Source organism: Paraburkholderia sp. GAS334 (assembly GCF_050436625.1).
Lineage (GTDB): Bacteria > Pseudomonadota > Gammaproteobacteria > Burkholderiales > Burkholderiaceae > Paraburkholderia.
Genome location: NZ_JBNDMO010000006.1, coordinates 326,371 through 345,564, shown reverse-complemented (window position 1 = coordinate 345,564; position 19,194 = coordinate 326,371). Strand labels below are relative to the sequence as shown.

19 protein-coding genes and 1 pseudogene are annotated in these 19,194 nt (G+C 59.9%); 18 read left to right on the top strand and 2 right to left on the bottom strand.

Annotation, left to right across the window (positions count from 1 at the left end):
- Positions 1 to 94: 94 nt before the first annotated feature.
- A complete protein-coding gene (locus P3T21_RS14505; RefSeq protein WP_429256640.1) occupies positions 95 to 310 on the bottom strand; it encodes a DUF3331 domain-containing protein in 216 nt (71 codons plus the stop codon).
- A 301-nt stretch (positions 311 to 611) separates the two neighbouring features.
- On the opposite strand from P3T21_RS14505, the pseudogene P3T21_RS14500 reads away from it, so the two are divergent.
- From P3T21_RS14500 to P3T21_RS14465, 8 genes and pseudogenes are all read left to right on the top strand, one after another.
- Positions 612 to 848, top strand: a pseudogene (locus tag P3T21_RS14500) (nuclear transport factor 2 family protein); the annotation flags it as partial.
- Between the two features lie 360 nt (positions 849 to 1,208).
- Positions 1,209 to 2,051, top strand: a complete 843-nt coding sequence (locus tag P3T21_RS14495) for a dioxygenase (protein ID WP_429256639.1) — start codon at positions 1,209 to 1,211, stop codon at positions 2,049 to 2,051.
- A gap of 14 nt (positions 2,052 to 2,065) precedes the next feature.
- Positions 2,066 to 2,815, top strand: a complete 750-nt coding sequence (locus tag P3T21_RS14490; protein WP_429256612.1) for an SDR family NAD(P)-dependent oxidoreductase — start codon at positions 2,066 to 2,068, stop codon at positions 2,813 to 2,815.
- 17 nt (positions 2,816 to 2,832) lie between these two features.
- Positions 2,833 to 3,714, top strand: coding sequence for a 3-keto-5-aminohexanoate cleavage protein (locus tag P3T21_RS14485; protein ID WP_429256611.1), 882 nt, complete (start codon positions 2,833 to 2,835; stop codon positions 3,712 to 3,714).
- Entirely contained in the window at positions 3,711 to 4,250 is a 540-nt protein-coding gene (locus P3T21_RS14480; protein ID WP_429256610.1) for a gamma carbonic anhydrase family protein, read from the top strand. The genes P3T21_RS14485 and P3T21_RS14480 overlap by 4 nt, the downstream gene beginning before the upstream one ends.
- A gap of 10 nt (positions 4,251 to 4,260) precedes the next feature.
- Positions 4,261 to 5,238, top strand: coding sequence for a quinone oxidoreductase family protein (locus tag P3T21_RS14475; RefSeq protein WP_429256609.1), 978 nt, complete (start codon positions 4,261 to 4,263; stop codon positions 5,236 to 5,238).
- Positions 5,235 to 5,588, top strand: a complete 354-nt coding sequence (locus P3T21_RS14470; RefSeq protein WP_429256608.1) for a cupin domain-containing protein — start codon at positions 5,235 to 5,237, stop codon at positions 5,586 to 5,588. Before P3T21_RS14475 ends, P3T21_RS14470 begins: the two co-directional genes overlap by 4 nt.
- A gap of 57 nt (positions 5,589 to 5,645) precedes the next feature.
- The gene (locus tag P3T21_RS14465; protein ID WP_429256607.1) at positions 5,646 to 6,413 is read left to right on the top strand and encodes an AraC family transcriptional regulator; all 768 of its coding nucleotides are present in this window, start codon (positions 5,646 to 5,648) and stop codon (positions 6,411 to 6,413) included.
- A gap of 18 nt (positions 6,414 to 6,431) precedes the next feature.
- Here the strand turns inward: P3T21_RS14465 and P3T21_RS14460 are convergent, their stop codons facing one another.
- On the bottom strand, positions 6,432 to 7,718 hold the full coding sequence (locus P3T21_RS14460) for a LacI family DNA-binding transcriptional regulator (RefSeq protein WP_429256606.1): 1,287 nt from the start codon (positions 7,716 to 7,718) through the stop codon (positions 6,432 to 6,434).
- Between the two features lie 125 nt (positions 7,719 to 7,843).
- Between P3T21_RS14460 and P3T21_RS14455 the strand changes: the two genes are divergently transcribed.
- The 10 genes from P3T21_RS14455 to P3T21_RS14410 all read left to right on the top strand — a co-directional run bounded on the left by P3T21_RS14455 (position 7,844) and on the right by P3T21_RS14410 (position 19,147).
- Positions 7,844 to 8,842: a sugar ABC transporter substrate-binding protein gene (locus P3T21_RS14455; RefSeq protein ID WP_429256605.1), complete on the top strand. Its 999-nt coding sequence runs from the start codon at positions 7,844 to 7,846 to the stop codon at positions 8,840 to 8,842.
- Positions 8,843 to 8,946: 104 nt separating this feature from the next.
- Entirely contained in the window at positions 8,947 to 10,449 is a 1,503-nt protein-coding gene (locus P3T21_RS14450) for a sugar ABC transporter ATP-binding protein (RefSeq protein ID WP_429256604.1), read from the top strand.
- A 96-nt stretch (positions 10,450 to 10,545) separates the two neighbouring features.
- Positions 10,546 to 11,424, top strand: coding sequence for an ABC transporter permease (locus tag P3T21_RS14445; RefSeq protein WP_429256638.1), 879 nt, complete (start codon positions 10,546 to 10,548; stop codon positions 11,422 to 11,424).
- On the top strand, positions 11,421 to 12,428 hold the full coding sequence (locus P3T21_RS14440) for an ABC transporter permease (RefSeq protein WP_429256603.1): 1,008 nt from the start codon (positions 11,421 to 11,423) through the stop codon (positions 12,426 to 12,428). The genes P3T21_RS14445 and P3T21_RS14440 overlap by 4 nt, the downstream gene beginning before the upstream one ends.
- Before the next feature lie 516 nt (positions 12,429 to 12,944).
- Complete coding sequence (locus tag P3T21_RS14435) at positions 12,945 to 14,063, top strand: porin (protein ID WP_429256602.1); 1,119 nt, start codon at positions 12,945 to 12,947, stop codon at positions 14,061 to 14,063.
- Between the two features lie 108 nt (positions 14,064 to 14,171).
- Positions 14,172 to 15,302 carry a YncE family protein gene (locus P3T21_RS14430; protein ID WP_429256601.1) on the top strand — a complete coding sequence of 377 codons (1,131 nt, stop codon included), beginning with the start codon at positions 14,172 to 14,174 and terminating at the stop codon, positions 15,300 to 15,302.
- Positions 15,303 to 15,441: 139 nt separating this feature from the next.
- Positions 15,442 to 15,771, top strand: coding sequence for a hypothetical protein (locus P3T21_RS14425; protein ID WP_429256600.1), 330 nt, complete (start codon positions 15,442 to 15,444; stop codon positions 15,769 to 15,771).
- A 173-nt stretch (positions 15,772 to 15,944) separates the two neighbouring features.
- On the top strand, positions 15,945 to 16,508 hold the full coding sequence (locus tag P3T21_RS14420) for a GlcG/HbpS family heme-binding protein (RefSeq protein ID WP_429256599.1): 564 nt from the start codon (positions 15,945 to 15,947) through the stop codon (positions 16,506 to 16,508).
- Between the two features lie 39 nt (positions 16,509 to 16,547).
- Positions 16,548 to 17,750 carry an acetamidase/formamidase family protein gene (locus P3T21_RS14415; RefSeq protein ID WP_429256598.1) on the top strand — a complete coding sequence of 401 codons (1,203 nt, stop codon included), beginning with the start codon at positions 16,548 to 16,550 and terminating at the stop codon, positions 17,748 to 17,750.
- 107 nt (positions 17,751 to 17,857) lie between these two features.
- Positions 17,858 to 19,147 carry an MFS transporter gene (locus P3T21_RS14410; RefSeq protein ID WP_429256597.1) on the top strand — a complete coding sequence of 430 codons (1,290 nt, stop codon included), beginning with the start codon at positions 17,858 to 17,860 and terminating at the stop codon, positions 19,145 to 19,147.
- Positions 19,148 to 19,194: the final 47 nt, after the last annotated feature.

Sequence of the window (19,194 nt, the reverse complement as noted above, 5' to 3'; positions counted from 1 at the left end):
CTAGCAGCCTGTCACTCATCCATGCACGAAATGCCGTCTTCAGCGAAGCATTCCGGCTCGAACCGCAGGCTGAAGTCGACTCGGCGATACTGTTTCAAGGGCAAGCGCGCTCGGTGAGAACCTCATTGCCTGTCTGAGGGTTCTGCCGTGAATTGGCGCATTGAAGTCTCGCGAGTTCTGAGGCGAGGATCATCTCTCTGCCGTTCGACGGCATATCTCGTCCGCGGGACCGCGGGCGGTAGATCGCATCGCCGCCGCGGATAGGTTTGCCGCTCAATGCGCAGCGTCCCGATGAGCGGGCGGAAAGGATACGGCGGAGCGTAACGGCCCGCTGAGAGAGGATGTCTGTGCCGCACGCCTTGGCTGAAGACTAGTCTTTGCGCGGTGGGAAAACTATTGTACGGTCGGCTACGGTCTGTCTTCCTTCGCGTAATTGCTCTATACAAACGGCAAGCCGGTCGCAGCGTGTGTGCCAGCTCCAGTCGAAGTCGCACAGCGGCTTGAAGTTGCCCAGGCGTGCATCGCGGATACGTCGCTCCAGCGAACGGTCAATTGGTCTGGCGGCATGCCTTTCGCTCGCCACGATCACCGTGCGTTCACAAGAATTCAAACACGATCTTGCCTTCCTGAACGTGATCCAGCAAGGGGACACCGTGGTGGTCGAAGGTACCAGTCACGGAACGAGCAAAGGCGGCGCCGATTGGCGCGCGGGCGTCACGCACGCAGGCCGCTGGAGTGACGTGTTCGAAATTCGCGATTTCAAAATCCAGCGCTGCTTTATCTGCCTCGACCCGGCTTACGAAGACGCCGGTACGGGACGGTATCCCTGGCTCGCGGACGGGCGATAGACGCAAACTTGCCGTGGCGCAGCCGCAGCCATCCTCCTGACGGGGCGCCGCGCCTATACCCGTACCACGGCTACCTGCATTGCGGCGCGGCGCACATGTCGCATAGAGGCGGTCGGAGCCGTCAAGGTGCAATCGGTTGCGCCACTCGTGTCTTTTGGCGTCGTCCGGCACACCAGAGGCAGGGTTAACTGGCGCACCAGAGGCAGGGTTAACTATGAGATCTTTAGGTTTTGACATCGGCGTTTTTGCAAATTAATATGCAAACGATTGCATTGATGGAGAAGACCTGTGGAAGATTCAAACCATCTGAAGAACATCGTCGACGACGCCGCTTCGATAACCGCGGTTGTCAAAGCAGCCATGAGCCAGACCGACAATCCTCGGCTCAAGGAACTGCTCGACGCGCTAGTGGAGCATGGCCACGCATTCCTTAAGCAGGTGAAGCTGACTGACGAGGAATTCGAGAAGGGCCTTGATTTCGTGAGGGCCGTCGGCCTCGCTTGCAACGACAGGCACAACGAGGTCGTTCTGCTCGCCGACGTGCTGGGTCTATCGACCCTGGTTACGTTGCTGAACAACTCGGACGCAAGCGGTCGCACGCCGGGCGCCCTGTTGGGGCCGTTCTACCGGGGTGACTCGCCGCAATATGCGAATGGCGAATGCATCGCATGCGAGAACTCACCCGGCTCCCCGCTCTTCGTGAACGGACGCGTGCTCAACACCAAAGGCGAGCCTGTTGCCAACGCCAAAATCGACGTCTGGCAGGCCTCGCCAGTCGGCTTGTACGAGAACCAGGACTCGAGCCAGCCCGACAAGAACCTGCGCGGTCACTTTTACACCGACAGCGAGGGGCGGTTTACCTGCAAGACAGTGCGCCCTGCCGGCTACCCTGTGCCCACTGACGGACCGGTAGGCGTGCTGCTTGAAAAGCAGAATCGCCACCCGTTCCGGCCAGCGCATCTGCACTTCGTCATCATCGCGGAAGGCTACGCGACCCTGGTCTCGCAAGTGTTCGCCGATGACTCGGAGCACCTGAATTCCGATGTCGTGTTCGGTGTCAACCGCCGTCTCGTCGGCACGTTCCAGCGCCACGATGCCGGCACGGGGCCGAAGCGAGACGTAGACAGGCTCTACTACACGCTCGACTACGACTTCGTTCTCGCCGAAGGAACGCCGACCTATCCGACACCCCCCATCAAGTAAAGAAGAGGTCTCACGTGTCCAACACACTTTCAGGGAAGGTCGCGGTCATCCTGGGCGGAACCGGAGGGATCGGCGCTGCTGCCGCCCGCCGTCTTGGGCAAGCAGGCGCCCGTGTCGTCGTCGTCGGTCAGCATGACCTGGCCCGGGCGCAGCGCGTGGCCGACGACCTGCCAGGCGAGGGCCACAGCGCGGCGCTTGCATCCATTACGGCGAGCGAGAGTCTGAACGCGCTGGCGGGGCTGGCGCGCGACCGGTATGGCCGCGCGGACATTCTCGTGAACACGGCGGGCTTCACCCAGCCCGTCAAGCATTCCGACCTGAATGCACTCACCGACGAATTGATCGATGAGATTCTGAAGGTCAACTGGCGCGGGCAATTCGCGGCCATCCGCGCTTTCCGCGAATTGCTCGATGCGTCGGGGGACGGCCTCGTCGTCAACGTTTCATCGATTTCGGGCACGACGGGCGTTGGCAGCAACATCGCCTACTGCGCGGCCAAAGCCGGGCTTGACGTGATGGCGGCGTCGCTCGGCCGCGCACTTGCACCTCGCATTCGTGTCCTGAACGTGTCTCCAGGCGTGGTCGACACGTCGTTCGTTCCCGGTCGTGGCGAGGACTTCAACGATAAGGTCGCAGCCACCACGCCGCTAGGCCGCATCGGGACGCCCGACGATATCGCGGCGGCCATCGAGGCCTGCGCCACTCATCTGACATTCAGCACTGGGGTGACCATCGTCGTCGACGGTGGCCGTCGCCTGAACTAGTTGCAGCGAGGCCTGACATGCATTTCCGCAAGACCATTATCACCTGCGCTGTAACAGGCAATATCACCAGACCTGAGCAACATCCGGGGCTGCCGATCACACCCGAGCAGATCGCGACCGCTTCACTTGAGGCCGCACGCGCCGGCGCGGCCGCCGTTCACATCCACGTGCGTAATCCCGAGACGGGGCGACCCTCGATGGATGTGGCGCTTTACCGCGAAGTCATCGAACGCATCCGCGCGGTGAACGCCGATCTCATCATCAATCTGACCACCGGCCCGGGCGGCCGCTTTATTCCGAGCGACGACGACCCCAGGGTCGCGGCGCCAGGCACGACCTTGCTGCCGCCGGAAAGGCGCGTCGAGCACATTCTCGAACTCAAGCCGGACATCTGCAGTCTCGACCTGAACACGATGAACTCCGGCGGCGACGTTGTCATCAATACACCTAAGAATGTCACGCGCATGGCTAACGTCATCCGCGAGGCGGGTGTCAAGCCAGAACTTGAGATTTTCGACTCAGGTGACTTGCACCTTGCGTTGGACCTGATAAAGGAGGGCGTTCTTGATGGGCCGGGGTTTTGGACCCTGGTGATGGGCGTCAAATACGGCTTCTCGGCCAGTCCGGAAACGCTTCTCTACGCGCGTAACCTGCTACCCCGTCAGGCCGTCTGGTCGGCCTTCGGTGTCGGCCGTTTCGAGTTCCCGATCGTCGCCCAGTCATGGTTGGCGGGCGGCCATGTCCGGGTCGGACTTGAAGACAACATTTACATCGCCAGGGGCGTGCTTGCCAACAGCAACGCGGAGCTGGTCACGCGTGCGCGCGACATCGTGCACTCGCTGGGCGGTGAACTGGCGACTAGCCAGGAGGCTCGCGAGCTTCTGGGGCTGAACCGATGAGCGCGGATCAGGACGCGTCGGTATTCGGTGCGCCAAAGGTGGATCCAGGCGTCTACATCGCCCATGGCACGACGCTTGTCGGCGACGTGACAATAGGTCGTCAGTCGTCCGTCTGGTTCAACTGCGTGCTGCGTGGCGACGTCCGGGAAATTGTGATTGGCATGCGCACGAACATCCAGGACGGCACGGTCATCCACGGCACGACCAACGGCCTGCCCGTGATCATCGGGGATGACGTGACCGTTGGCCATGGCGCGATTTTGCACGCCTGCACCGTAGAAGACGCGGGGTTTGTCGGGTTCGGTGCGCGCGTACTCGATGGGGCTGTCGTCAGGTCAGGCGGCATGCTGGCTGCAGGGGCGGTCCTCACACCGCGCAAGGTGGTGGGTGCCGGGGAGTTGTGGGCCGGAAACCCGGCGCGTCTGTTGCGCATGCTGAATGACGAAGAATTCGAGGGCATGGCAGCGTCAGCTGTCCGCTACGTGGCACTTGCCGTGCGTTACAGAACCGCTCCACCTGGCATCTTGACCTTTTAGGAAATTAAAAATGAAAACAGTTCGTGTCATGGAAAAGAGCGCCGATATCGACTCGCTCGATCTGCACATCGGCGCGCAAGATGCGCCGGACGTCGACTTTGCCGAGTGTCTCGTGCGCGTGGTGAGCGCTGCAGTGAATCCGAGCGACGTGAAGGCTGTGCTGGGCTTCATGCCGCATGCGGTGTGGCCGCGCACGCCGGGTCGGGATTACGCCGGCATCGTTGTCGAGGGGCCGCAGGAGATGCTAGGCAAGGAAGTGTGGGGCAGCGGCGGCGAGCTGGGTATCCGGCGCGATGGCACGCATGCCGGCTATCTCGCCGTGCCCGTGGGCAGTGTGCGCGCCAAGCCTGGAAATCTGACCATGGAGGAGGCGGGCGCAATCGGCGTCCCCTTCGTTACCGCCTTCGAAGGACTGCAACGGGCCGGGGGCGTGGAAGAAGGCGACGTCGTCCTCGTGCTGGGGGCAAACGGGAAGGTGGGGCAGGCAGCGATACAGCTTGCGACCCAGGTTGGGGCAAAGGTGTTGGGTGTCGAACGCACGAATGAACCGTACATCGGCCATGCGAACGCCGACGTCACCATGATCGACGCCTCGTCGCAAAACCTCGACGAGATGGTTCGCCAATTGACAGATGGCCATGGCGCGGACATCGTGTACAACACGGTCGGCAGTCCATACTTCGAAAAGGCCAACAAGGCCATGGCGGTGCGAGGGACGCAGATTTTCATCTCTACCATCGAACGTCCGGTGCCATTTGACATCTTTACGTTCTATCGGGGGCAGCACACCTATGTCGGCATCGATACGCTCGCACTCGACAGCACGGAAGGCGCGCGCATTCTCGACGCGTTGCTGCCGGCTTTCGAACGTGGCACGTTAAAGCCGTTTCCTGTCGTTGAGGATTTTGTCTTCGATCTCTCCGACGCGGCGCTCGCGTATCAGGCCGTTTTCCGCGGCGCGGCGAACCGGGTTCTGCTCAAGCCATGAACATAACCCGCTTCGAAGAGGCGCCGGAATATTTTCCGCCCAACCACTTTTCGATGCGGTGCGTCCGGCTTCAAGGCCATGAAGCCGGACCGGCAGAGTCGCTGTGGCTAGGCGTTTCGGCGATCGAGCCGGGCGGCTACACCACCTCGGATGCGTCGCCCGTTGAAAAACATTATGTGGTGCTGGAAGGTGAAGTCGTCGTCATGACCGATGCAGGCGAGGCTATTCTCGCGGCCTTCGATTCGTGCCGTATCGCGCCGGGAGAACGGCGCGCATTGCACAACCGTTCCCGCAGCCCGGCGAAGATTCTGCTGGCGATGCCGTTTGTGCGGCCTGAGCATTGCGGATGAGGCGACGGCAGTGGTAACCGCCCGCGTGCTTTCCATGGCGACCCGCAAAAGTTGCGCATGATGCATTCCGCCTGTGTTGTGACGGATACGCGGCTTGGCGCGGGTGAACGGCGGCATGCCCAATCCGCCGCGGTCGGCTGCTTTCTCTATGTTCGGCAAGGTGGCGTGTGGATAACGGCGGGGCGGCGCGCGTACTGTGTGACACAAGGCAATGGCATCTGGCTTCCGCCGGCCGTCGCACATAGCGTCTCTGCGGTGTACGAAGCTGATATCTGCGCGCTTCGAATCGATACCGGCCTGAGCGCCGATTTCGTACCGGCGGCGCGCGTTCTACATTGCTCCGACGTATTGATCGCGATCTTCTCGGCCACGCAACGATCGACGATCGAACGCTCATGTGCAGCGGTTGTGGCTCTGTTGTCCGACGAACTACTTGCGGCGCCCGAAATCGCCGGGAATTTTGCTGTCCGCATGCCGTCATCGGGAAGCCGTGTCGCGGCGCTATGCGAGGCGATGCTTATGCATCCAACCAGGGATATGGCGCTCGGGGACGCAGCAAGCCAGGCTGGAGTCAGCTGCCGTACGTTGAGCCGGATTTTTACCAGGGAACTGGGCGCCAGTGTTGGCCGATGGCGCCGGGAGGTGCAGGTGGGGGCGGCGATGTGCGCACTTGTTCACGGGATTTCCGTGGCAGAGACGGCCCGTGTTCTTGGGTTCACGTCGAGCGCGTTTTCGACGCTCTTTAAATCGCGGATCGGTAACGCACCGCGCGAATGGCTCGCGCGTCAACGCATCAGGCCGCCTGAACGAAGCGCTTCAGGTTGAACCTTAGCGCTTCTGTGCTCACTCGGCAGAAGCAGGCGCGGTTTTCGGTGCTCTCGCTCGCAGCGGCGTGTTGCGTGGCGTTGCGGTCGAGCCGCGCACCATCAGTTCGGGCGGGAGCGTAATGCGGTGTGGAGCCGCGCTCGGTGTCGCGATCATCCCGAGAAGCAGTCTTGCGGCCTGCCGGCCCATTTCCCGGTGCTGGATGCGCAGCGTGGTTAATGGCGGATGGAGCATGTCGAGAAGCGGCATGTCGTTGTGACCGATGAGCGAAATATCTTTCGGGCACACCAGACGCTGTTCCGCGAAAACGTCATAGCACCCCAGCGCGATCAGGTCATTCGCGGCGATGATCGCGGTCACGCTTTTGTGCTCTTTCAACAGCTGGTCGCAGGCCACCCGGCCCGCTTCACGCGTGAATTCGGCGGCCTCGAGGATAACCGTTCCGGCCAGGCGATGCTGCTGCGTGGCCATCTGGAAGCCCTGGATTCGCGAGAGCCCGGTTGCGAGGCGCTCAGGGCCGGCGAGGTGCGCAATCCGCTTGTGCCCCAGCTCCACCAGGTGATCGACCGCAAGCTTCATGGAGAGGAAGTCGTCGTTGATCACTTCCGGCACCTGTCCGCCTTCCTCCGCGCGATTCACCAGCACGACGGGTATGCCATCGAGAATGCAGCGTCGTACTAACGGGTCGTGACGGGCGGCGGTTGCGAGAACCAGACCGTCGACCTGGCGCTCGAGCATCTGCTCAAGCATGCGTTCCTGGTCTTTCAACGTGCCAACGGTGTTGGCGATCAGGACGCCATAGCCCTCGGCCGCGAGTTCTTCCTCGATGCCACAGACAATCGGCGGAAATACCGGGTTCTCGATATCGGGCAAGCACACCCCGATCACCCTTGACTGCCCTCCGCGAAGCGCGGACGCGAGCTTGTTCTGACGGTAACCGAGCGATTTCGCGGACGCCAACACTCTGCGGACAACTTCGTCCCCAATCAGGTGACGGGTTGCAGGATTGAGGGCGCGCGAGACCGTCGACGCGTTGACAGACGCATGCAGCGCGACTTCGCGAATGGTGACGCGGCTCGTTGCCCGGGATTCTGATGTTTTGGCCATGGAAGTCATTGTATAGGTGCAAAGGGTTGCTCTCAATGTTGCAAGTAAAAACCCTATGCTCCGAGCGTCATAAATGAATTGACAAAGGTATCTGTCGGGATAGTATGTGCATACGTTTGCATAAAGATTGTTTCCTGAAAAACAGGAATGGCAGGCGCGATGCAGTAAAGACTTAATAATTGATTTGCCTTTAAGCAAACGATTGCATGGATTGTGCGCAAGATTGGAGGTGCTTCCCGCGATGCATTCCCGCAACCGGGCTGGCGTACCGGATTCAGGCACTCGCTTGAGGCCCGCAAAAAAACAGTTAAACGGAGACGACCTTGAAACTGACGACGGAACTGACGAGCCGACTGGCGAAAAAACGCATTCTCATCACCTGTGCGTTCGCACTGGGCATTGCCGCAGGGCCAAACGCATTTGCGACTGGCGAGAGCGTTGCGGCCTTCTACAAGAATCAGGTCGACCCGCATTTCGCGCTCGTCCACGCCGGCGTCGACGCGGCAGCAAACGATCTCGGCGTTTCAGTGACCCATTACGCGCCGACGCGGCCCAATGATCTTGGCGAGCAGCTCAGCGAGCTCGAGGACGTCAGTGTCAAGAAACCCAGCGTTGTGCTGTTCATGGGCGTCAACCCTCATGGCGTCGTTCCGGAGATCGAGAAGGTCAACGCGATCGGTATCCCGATCATCAACTACAACGACCGGGTTGCAGGCGGCAAATTCGCCTCCGTCGTCGTTGCCGATGACTTCAATCTTGGGCTGGACGTCGGCCGCTATCTGCTGAAGAGCATGGGCGGGAAAGGCAATGTCGTCATTCTTGAAGGGGTGAAGGGTTCCACCACGAGTGACGAGCGGGTACGCGGTTTCCACAAGGCGCTGGAGGAGTTCCCGAACGTCAGGCTTCTCGCCTCCCAGCCTGCGAACTATCAGCGTTTGCAGGCACTTCAGGTGATGGAAAACCTGATTCAGTCAAATCCAAAGATCGACGGTGTTCTCGCGGCAGCAGACGTGATGGCGATGGGGGCCATTGAGGCATTGGAGGCGGCCGGGCAGAAGCAGGTCAAGGTGGTGGGTATCGGGGGCGTGCCGGAGTCGGTCAAAGCCATCAAGGACGGTCGACTGCTGGCGACCGCCGAATTCAACGGCTACAAGATGGGCTGCATTGCCACGATGGCGGCCGTGAAAACGGTGCGTAAGGAGTCCGTTCCGCCGACCATTCTGATCAAGGGCATCGTCATCGACAAGACGAACTATGCGCCATTCGAAGTGCCGGGCGACAAACGGCAGTGTCCGAAATGGGGCGACGTCGTGAGTAACTAACGAGCCAGGAGTTCGCGCTGTCGCGATGCCGGATATCGCTCAAACGATACGCCGGCACCGCCAGTGACTGCTCAAGCCACAAAATGAAGGCAAACATGGAAACAATGATTCCGACCGGTGGCGTGCCTCTTCTGGAGTTGCGCAAGATCTGCAAGAGCTTTCCAGGTGTGCGCGCCCTGACTGACGTCGACCTTCAGCTGTATGCCGGTGAAGTGCATATGCTTCTCGGGGAGAACGGCGCGGGGAAGTCGTCCTTGATGAAAGTCCTGTTCGGCGCGTACAGAGCCGACTCCGGCGAGTTCTTCAGCGACGGCCGCCCGATAACAATCGAGTCGCCTGCTGACGCCAAACGCCTCGGCATTGCGGTGATCTTCCAGGAGTTCTCCCTCGTACCGCATTTGAACATCGCGCAGAACATCTACCTTGGGCGCGAACCGCGCAATCGCTTTGGCCTGATCGATCATCGCAAGATGCATCTCGACGCCAGGGCCGCTCTCGAAGAACTTGGCCTTGCCTACGATACCCATGCTTATGCAGCCGACCTTGGTGTCGCGCAGCAGCAGATGGTGGAGATCGCGAAGGCGCTCTCGCACAATGCCCGCGTGGTGGTCATGGATGAGCCGACGGCAGCGATTTCCGATCGTGAGGCCGAGGCGCTGTTCAGTGTCGTCAGGAAGCTGCGCGAGTCCGGTGCCGCGATTGTCTATATCTCCCATCGCATGAAGGAGGTGTTCGACCTCGGCGATCGCGTCACGGTATTGCGTGACGGCCGTCTGGTGCAATCGATGCTGGCCACCGCGGCGACACCCGACGAACTGATCGCATTGATGGTTGGCCGGTCAGTCGGGACGGTGTACAAGCGCCAATATTTCGGCGAGCCGGGCAAGGTCGCGCTCGACGTGCGCCAGCTGACCACCGCAACCGGCGTTCGAGGTGTGGATCTGCAGGTTCGGTGCGGCGAGATCGTCGGACTCTCGGGACTTGTCGGCGCCGGGCGCACGGAGGTCGTGCGGGCGGTCTTCGGCGCAGACCCGATTGAAACCGGCCAGGTCACCGTCTTTGGGGAGGCTGTGACCGGAGGTCCTCACAAAGTCGCGGCGATGGGCGTGGGTCTGATTCCTGAGAACCGGAAGCAGGAAGGGCTGGCGCTAAAGCGCTCCGTGCACGAAAACCTGCTCACTGCCAGCCTGTGGAAACTGTTTCCGAGAGGGTGGTATCAAGCGGAGAAAGCAAGGAGTGCGACTAAAGCGCTCATCGATTCCTTGCGGATCGCGCCTGGTGACCCCGGTAAGAGCGCCCGTGTCCTCAGCGGCGGCAATCAGCAGAAGATCGTGATCGGCAAATGGCTCAGTGCCGGCTGCCGGCTGTTCATATTTGATGAACCGACGCGGGGCATTGATATAGGCGCAAAGACGGAAATTTTCAATCTGATCGAGAAACTGATCAAAGACGGTGCCGCCGTTCTGCTCATCAGTTCTGAATTGTCGGAGATTGTTCACGTTTGCGATCGCGCATACGTCATGCGCGAAGGCGTGGTCTCGGGTGAATTGCCCAGAGAAAGCTTGAGCGAAAAGAACATTCTTCGCATGGCGATGCACGGGAGTTAAATCGTGGAAGCAAGCGTTGAAAGAATCGGTGTGATACGAAAGCGACGGCCTGTGCCGTCGATTGTCGCTGCGAGCGGCGTCCTTGCAGTGGTGGCGATGCTCGGTGTGCCCGGGTTTGCATCGAGCGGCAACATCACCAACATCGGACTGCAGGTCTCGATCCTGCTCATGATTGCCATGCCGATGACACTAGTCATCCTGAGCGAGGGGCTCGACCTCTCCGTGGGCGCGCTCCTCAGTCTCTGCGCGGTCGTTTTCGCTCAGACGCTCGGGTTGGGCTGGGGCATCGCGCCGGCGTTATGTGCTTCAGTGGCGCTGGGGATGCTGACGGGTCTCTTCAACGGCGCACTCATCGCGAAGCTGGGGCTTCCTCCCTTTGTTGTCACACTCGGTACGCTCGGCATTGCCCACGGTATTGCGCTAGTGCTGACGGACGGCAACGCGGTTGTCGTCGGGAACCCCAGCGTGGCCCAGCTCTACGCGTGGACCCTTTTCGGCATTCCGTTTCCGGTGATCTTTGCGCTCCTCGCGTATGCGCTTACCCATCTCCTGTTGTATCACACCCGGTTTGGCACCTATGTGTTCGCCATCGGCGGTAATCGGGATGCGCTGCTTCTCGCCGGTATCAAGGTCAAAGCCTTTCACATTGCGATCTATGTCTTCGGTGGGTTGATGGTCGGCCTGGCGGCGCTGGTGCTGGTCGGTCGAATGAATTCTGCAGAGCCCAACTCGGCAATCGGCATGGAGTTCGATGCCATTGCGGCCGTGGTTCTCGGTGGTACGTCTTTCGAGCGTGGCGAAGGATGGTTGTTCGGCACGGTGATGGGCGTCGTGACGATCGGCGTTTTGCGCAATGCCTTGAATCTCCTTGGCATTGAGTCCTCTCTTCAGGTTGTTTCCGTCGGGATGCTGGTGCTCCTCGTCGTTGTTATCGATAGTGTGCGCAAGTCCAGAGTCAATGGAGCGAAAGCATGAGTATTCTGAACAACTCCCGCTTCGTATGGTCCCGCGTCAGCCAGCTGGATGTGCGTCATCATGTCCGCGAGGAAACGGTCGCGCTGATCTATCGCGCCGTACTCATCGTTTTGATTGCGATGGCACTGGCTTTCACGACATCGGCGTTCTCCACAGCCCCCAATCTGCTCAACGTTCTGCGTCAGGCGAGCCTGATGTTCCTGCTCGCCTCCGGGCTCACGCTGGTGATCCTGTCCGGCGGCTTTGATCTCTCGATCGCGGCCAATCTTACGCTGTCGGCCTGTCTGGCGGCGGGTGTCATGAAGACAGGCGGGTCGCCGATTCTGGGGGCCGCCACCGCGCTTTCATGCAGCACGCTGATCGGCCTGCTCAATGGTCTCGCTGTAACGTTGTTGCGGCTTCCACCGTTTCTCGCCACCTATGGGATGCTTTGGGTCGTTCAGGGGCTCGCGTTCCATTACATGGGCGGTAACGAAATCTACGGCTTTCCGACGGGGTTCAGAACACTGGGCACAGGATTCCTCGGCGGCATACCGTTGCCCGTCTACATGATGGTATTCGTGCTGATTGGCGCGACGATCGTCACGGGAGGACTCAACTTCGGTCGGGAGATCTACGCGATCGGTGCCAATAGCGAGGTTGCGAGGCTCTCAGGCATACCGGTGCGTCGGCGCAAAATTGCCGTTTATACAATAAGCGGCTTGATGTCCGGGATTGCCGCGCTTATCTATCTCGCGCGGGTCAATGCAGCAGATTCAGCCATGGGCGAACCGCTTCTGCTTCCCGTTATCGCGGCCATATTGATCGGTGGCACCTCCCTGTTCGGTGGCGCAGGGAGCTTGCTCGGCACGTTGTCCGGGTGCCTCATTCTTGCGCTCGTGATCGACGGGATGAACCTCCTGAACCTCAACTCAAACTGGCAGCCATTGATCGTTGGCGCCGTTCTGCTCATTGCGGTGCTCGCGGACGTGCTCGGAAGGGGCAGAAAGGAGCGGATCGGCTGACTCTGCCAGGCGATACATGACCTCAGGGTTGTTTGTCGCTCATTGTGTTGTTAGTCCTGCATGCCCTTTGCCGTCGTTGTCGCTATTTCCGGCTAACGTTAGTCACGAAAACGGACGCTTTGATAAGCGGCGAGACTTCGAGGTCAAGGACTTTAACCCGATGTTCCGTACTATCCGGATAACGATCCGGCCGACAAAAACGTTGTCGGTAGCGAGATCGGTCGAGCACGCACCGGAAGAATAGGGCGGTCAACGGATTTTCAGTGTTGATCATGGGGCAGTCGATTGCACCAGTATTGCAGAAGTAGAGCTTAAGGAAGGATTTGGCGTGGTGGTGGGTCGGAAAGTCGGCCAAGGCGACGACCGAGGCAATCTGGCTGTCTTGCAGGTGAGTCGTGTGTTTATTTTAGCTTGTCTTTTCTTCCCAAATGATTCGTACAACGAACATATAAATGCGAGCTGTGAAGTCGGAAGCGGCTGGCAGTGAGTCCATTACCAAGAGCGAGTGAGGAAGACATGAAACGAAGGCTGATTGCCGCGGTCATTGGTGCGGGGCTGTGCAGCGCTGGTTTGAGCTGTGCGAGCTTTGCGCAGAGCAGCATCACGATGGCGGGCAAACTGGACGACGGTATCACGTTCGTCGACAACGAAGGCGGTCACCACAATTACAAGGCCGATAGCGGCGTGCTCTTTCCAAATCTATGGATATTGACGGGCACCGAGGATATGGGCGGCGGCATCAAGACCGTGTTCAAGTTGTCGTCGCTGTTTAACCTGAACAACGGTCAGCTCAATCAGCCGAACACCTTATTTGGCCAGCAGGCATGGGTGGGTCTGCAGACCGACTACGGCACGCTGACAATGGGCAGGCAGTTCGACTTCAGCGCGGATTTCTTTGGGCAGTTCAACGTGGGCGCCTCCGGCAGTGGTTACGCGATCCATCAGGGCGACTTCGACCACACCAACAATGACCGCTTGAACAACTCCATCAAGTACACGAGTCCCGTATGGGGCGGCTTCACGTTTGGCGCGATGTACGGCTTTAGCAATACGCCGGGAAGTTTTCATGACGGAAGCGGCTGGAGTGCCGGTTTGCAATACACCAATGGACCTCTGATTGTGGGGGCAGCGTACACGTACGAGGCCAAGCCCACGCTGGACCCTTATGCGCAAATTGGTGTCCACACGTTCTTCAATGTGCCTGTTGCCTCTGTGTCGGGCAATACCGCGACCGATCTGATGCCCGAGTTCCAGATCAGCTCTCTGGGAACGTTCGGGATCGGCGCATCGTACGCGATTGGAGACTTCACGCTCTACGGCGACTTCAGCGACACCGCCCTGAAGTACCAGGCCCAGACCTCGGTCATGCATGTCTATGAAACCGGGGCGACGTATCAGGTGACGCCGGCCACGCAACTGGTTCTGGGTTATCAGCACACCGGCTTCGAAGGCCACACGTGGAATCAGGTGACTGCAGCGGCGCTTTATTCGCTGTCGAAACGGACTCAGGTTTATATCTCCTCGGATTACCTGAAGGCGTCATCCGGCGTGGACCCCGTCATCGGCGGGAGTTTCGCGCCCTCGCTGGCAGGTCAGCAGGCTGACGTGCGAATCGGCATGTATCACGCTTTCTAAGAACCCTTATTTCGCAGGTTTGTCTGCGCTGCGATAACCGAATTGGGGAAGTACTCCCCGTCCCAGCTGCGACTGGAAATTTTAACGATTGATTGGAGGAGTCAACACATGAAACGTACATACCTTGGCCTGGCTTTAGCCGGTACTCTCGCGGTCGGCGCTTATACGTGGGCGAGCAACGCGGCGGAGACCGCGCCCAAATGGGTTGCGAATATTCCGGTGACGAGCGCCAAGCCGTTCGGCTTCGACATCAGCGCGTCGGCGGACGGCAAGTACTACCTGGCTGACGGGGCGAACGCCACGCTGGACGTGTTCGACGCAAAAACGGCCACGCTGCTCGACCAGATTTCGGCGAACTTCGCCGGCATCGGACCCAGCCATGACAAATCGGGACCGTCGGGGGTCACGCCGGTGCCGGGCACGTCGCTGGTGTACGTCGGCGACGTCAACTCGGTCAAGGTGATCGACGTCGCAACCAAAAAGCTGGTTAAGACCATTACCGTCAGCACGTCTGGTATTCGCGCCGACGAGAGCTGCCTGGACCCTGAACATCATGTCGTGATGTTCTCGAGCGGCGCAGAGGAACCGCCTTTTGCCACCTTCATCAATACCGAGAGCCAGGAAGTGATCGGGAAACTCTCGTTGAAAGACTCGACCGGTCTTGAAGCTTGCGCGTATGACCCGAAGGGCAAGAACTTCGTGTTGAACAACGATGGCACGAAAGCCAATCCAAAAGGGGAGGTCGATGTAATTCCGGTCGCGTCGGTTCTCGAAGGCAAGCCTGTCGTTGCGACCGTTTTCTCGCTGAAGGGGTGTGAAGGCCCGACCGGCCTCGCGATGGGTCCGGGCAACGATGCACTGATCGGATGCGATCCGGACGAGGGTGGCAAGCAGACTACGGTGATCATCGATCGTACGAACGGCAAAACCATCGCCGAGTTGCCGTTCGGCGGCGCGGACGAAGTCGTGTACGACCCGGTGTCCAATCGTTACTTCCTCGCCGCCGGTCACCGTTCAGCCGACAACGTCTCCCAGGTTGGCAGCAAGACGGCGAAGTTCGACCCGGCACTCGGCATTATCGACGCCGCTACGCGCAGCATCGTCGCGATTGTTCCGACCACGATGGGCGCGCACTCAGTGGCGGTGGACGGTGAGTCTCATCGTGTCTTCGTGCCGCACGGACCGGGTCATTCAGAGCAGTTTGCAGGTGCGGGCGTAGCGGTATTCGCGACCGAGTAAGCGCCCCGGTAGTTGTTTGCCGCGTGTGACTCGCAGTTGGACCGTTGCTATTTCCCCAGGACTTCGTCGAGTGGTCCTGGGGCGCCTTGCAGCACTGTCCCGCCGCCCTCAGTAATTCAACTTTCAAAGAGACTCAATCATGGTCCAGTTTCGTGCAGTTTCAGCTGCACTCGTCGTATCGCTTGGTTTGGTGCTTATCGAGGCGCCTGTGGCGACGGCTCAACCGGCTAGTGGCGAGCAGGCGTCCTCTTTCATGGGCGCATCAACGCCAAAGCAGGTCGCCAAGGCCCAACGGAAGGCTGCTAGCAAGGCCCGGCGGGAAAAGAAGAACGCCGAGTTGAAGGCCCTCGAGAAGAACGGCTATCGCGAGTCAGGCAATCAGGATAACTATCCGCAGAATCTCATGGACGCGGAGCGTAAGGCCGCTGCATCGAAACCCGCTACACCGGCATCCGCATCGGGTCAATAAGACGTTCAACTTTAAGAGTGGCGCTGGGGGCTACGTTCTCAGCGATAAGGTGGGTCGAAGATTATTGGACTTGTTGGTAAGCGCGCAATCTTTCTGGTTATAGGGACGCGCGCTCTCCAGCATAAGCTTCATCTATCGAGCGGTGCTCGAGGTGTCATGAAGAGGAGACTAGCTTGAGATTCCGTCGTTCAGCTCCGTCAAACAAGGCTGTATTAGCCACATTGCTGGGTTCGGCGTGCCTCGTTTTTCTGAACAACGTTTGCGTCGCCGAGACGACTCAAGCGCAGCAGGCAGCGGCCCCGCTTGCAAGCTATTCGCTGAGTATCAAGCAGGCAATGAAGCTTGTTGAGATCGCATCGGCAACTGCGCAGAGCCGCCATCTCGCGATGAGTTTCGCCGTGCTCGACCCGGGGGGGCACCTCATTATGGCTTTACGCATGGACGGCGCGCCCTTTGCCAGCGTTGATTTCGCCCGTGGCAAAGCCTTTGCCTCCGTTGCGCTCGGCGGCCAGTCCGGCGCAACGCTGGAGCAGCGCTTCAAGGACGATCCTTCGGAGTACAGCAATGTTTCCAGTTCGGGTTATTTCGCTCCGTTCCTGCCGGCTCGGGGTGTGTTTCCCGTCTTTATTGATGGGCATCTGTTAGGCGCCGTTGGCGCGAGCGGTGCACCCTCGGAGATCGATGATCAGGTCGTCAAGGGTGCAATTGAAGCAATCGGTGCAACGACTGTGCGATGACACGTCGTGTCCTATTGAAACGATATCAGGAAGATTTTCATGAAACACGAAACAGAACAACGCGATGCAGTGGGTGTAACAGGCGCCACGGACGACAGGTATGCCTCGACATGTGACGCCACAGACGCTTGCCGCCGATCGATTTTGAAGCTTGGTTTCGGTGCGTTTGCGGCGGGCGCTTTAGGTTTGTCCGGCGCGGTTCGCGCGCAGAGCAGCACGTCGCAAGGGGCGGCCGTCGCGGCAGCCTCGCGCGAAGGTCAGACCATCAAACTGGTGCCGTCGCTGGACACGGTCAAGGTCGGGCAGATCGAGCCCAGCGCGCCGACGGCGGTCACGATCAAGTCGGGCGATACCGTATGGTATGACGGCACGTGGACCAATTGGGGCAATGAGGCAAAGTATGGGCTGACCTTCAAGGAACGCGAGCCGATCCGCAAGAAGTACCCCAACGGTCCCTTCTCGCTGATTGGGCCTGTTTCGATCATCGGTGCCGAAGCGGGCGATCTGATCGAATGCCGTATGTTGAAGATGCGGCCGATCGACTGGGGCTGGAATTCCGCGCCTCCCGGCGTCGGCGCATTGCCGCACGATTTCAAGCCTTACCTGCGCTATCTGAAATTCGACAAGGACAGGACCGCCGCCGCGTATGTGCCCGGCGTCAATATTCCGCTGAAGCCATTTCAGGCGTATATCGCCGCGCAGCCGGCCGGCGAGAAGCCCATTAGCGCGAATCTGGCTGGCAATTATGGCGGCAATCTCGACTGTGCCGTGCTGGGTGTGGATACGTCGATCTTCCTGCCTGTACAGGTGAGCGGTGCGCGGGTGTGGACGGGCGGCTCCATGGGGGCCTCGGGTGAAGGCAACGTCGATCAGACCTCGATTGAGACGGCCTTCGAAGAGATGCGTATCCAGTACATCCTGCACAAGAGTGCTGCACTGAATGTGCCGATGGCGGAAACGCCTGACCACTGGATCGGCTTCGGGTTTTCCGACTCCCTCGAGAATTCGCTGGTGGCCTGCCTGCGCCAGATGATCAGCTGGCTGTCTGCCTCCAGCGGCATTGCACCGGAAGATTGCTACGGGATCTATAGCGTGGCCGGTAGCTTCCGTGTGACGCAATACGCCAATCAGACCGGAACGGTCTACTCGACTATCCCGCCAAAGGGTATTCACTGCATGCTTCCCAAGCGCATTTTTTCCCCTGCGTTACAAGAGCGCATTGCTACGTCTATCCGGGCCTAAACCCGTGATGGTGCGTCAGTTCAACAGGCGTGTGCTAACGCCTGGCTACAGCATTGCGACCGGGCCATGTGCCCGCGCATATGCCAGCGTTATAAGGAGATGATTCGATGAATGCGAAAGACCCGAAACCGTCGATAGAAGGCGGCTTGGCCAAAACGCGCCGCGCAGGACCAATACTGGCCCTGTTGGTGTGCTTCCTGGTGATCGTCCTGGACGGATTCAATACTACGTCGATCTCCTTTGTCGTGCCAAAGCTCGCTCATGAATGGCACCTGGCGCCCGCGGTTTTCACCACTGTTTTTGTGGCGACGAACATTGGCGCGGCGATCGGTTTCATGGTTTCCGGTCCTCTCGCTCAACGTTTCGGACACCGTTCCATCGGCGTCGCCAGCGTTGTGCTGTTCGCCGGGAGCACGCTGCTGACCTCGTATGCGAGCAGTATCGCCAGCTTGTCCGCCATGCGCCTCGCGGCGGCCATCGGTCTAGGCGCGGCGTTGCCGATCGCCATTACGGCGGCGGCCGGCATCATGGGCGCGAAGCACAAGGTGGCGGCGTCCCTGCTCATTACGACCGGCATGTCCGTGGGCGCGGTCACGGGCGGCGTGGCCGGGGGCCCTCTGATGAGTCACTTCGGCTGGCAATCTATCTTTGTGACCGGCGGCGTCCTTCCTTTTCTGCTGGTTCCCGCGTTCTTTCGCATCCTCCCGGCGCGCAGCCCGGCAATAGCCGATGCCGCCGCCGTGCGGGTGTCGAACCCGCTCAAGGCGCTGTTTGAAAATGGTCTGGGCGCCTACACGTGCCTGCTGTGGCTGTTTTCATTCCTGATCTTCATGGACGTCTATGCACTGCTGTTCTGGGTGCCGACGCTGCTGGTGGATTTCGGCTTCTCAGCGGACCATGCGTCAGTTGGCATGGCGGCCTTCAGTATCGGTGGTCTGAGCGGCAACATCCTGATGACCGGGGCTGTCGCGATCATGACGCTTGCCGGCCGGCTCAGAGTGAAATCGGCGCTGGTTCTGGGATTGTTGCTGGTGATTATCAGCATTGCCGGACTTAGTCAGGTGGCGGTGACGCCGGGCATCGTGCTGCTGCTCATCGGCGTGATCGGCGCCGGTCTGGTCAACGGCATCATGGGTCAGACCGCGCTCGCAGTCGCTTTCTATCCGCCGGAGATACGCGCGACCGGAGTCGGCTGGGGGCATGCAATCGGGCGGGTCGGTTCCTTCGTTGGGCCGGCGATTGGAGGCGGCTTGCTGTCGCTCGGCTGGCCGGTACGCGATATCGTCCTCACCTCCGTTGCGCCCGCCGGCGCTGCGATCCTCGCGCTCGCTGCCTTGTCGTTGATCGGTCGTAGAACGGTTCAAAAGGTTCCCGATAGCGCGGTGGTGGAGAACTGAGACTCGCCACGTCATGCTCCGTTCACTGACAAGTCGTCGAGCTGGAC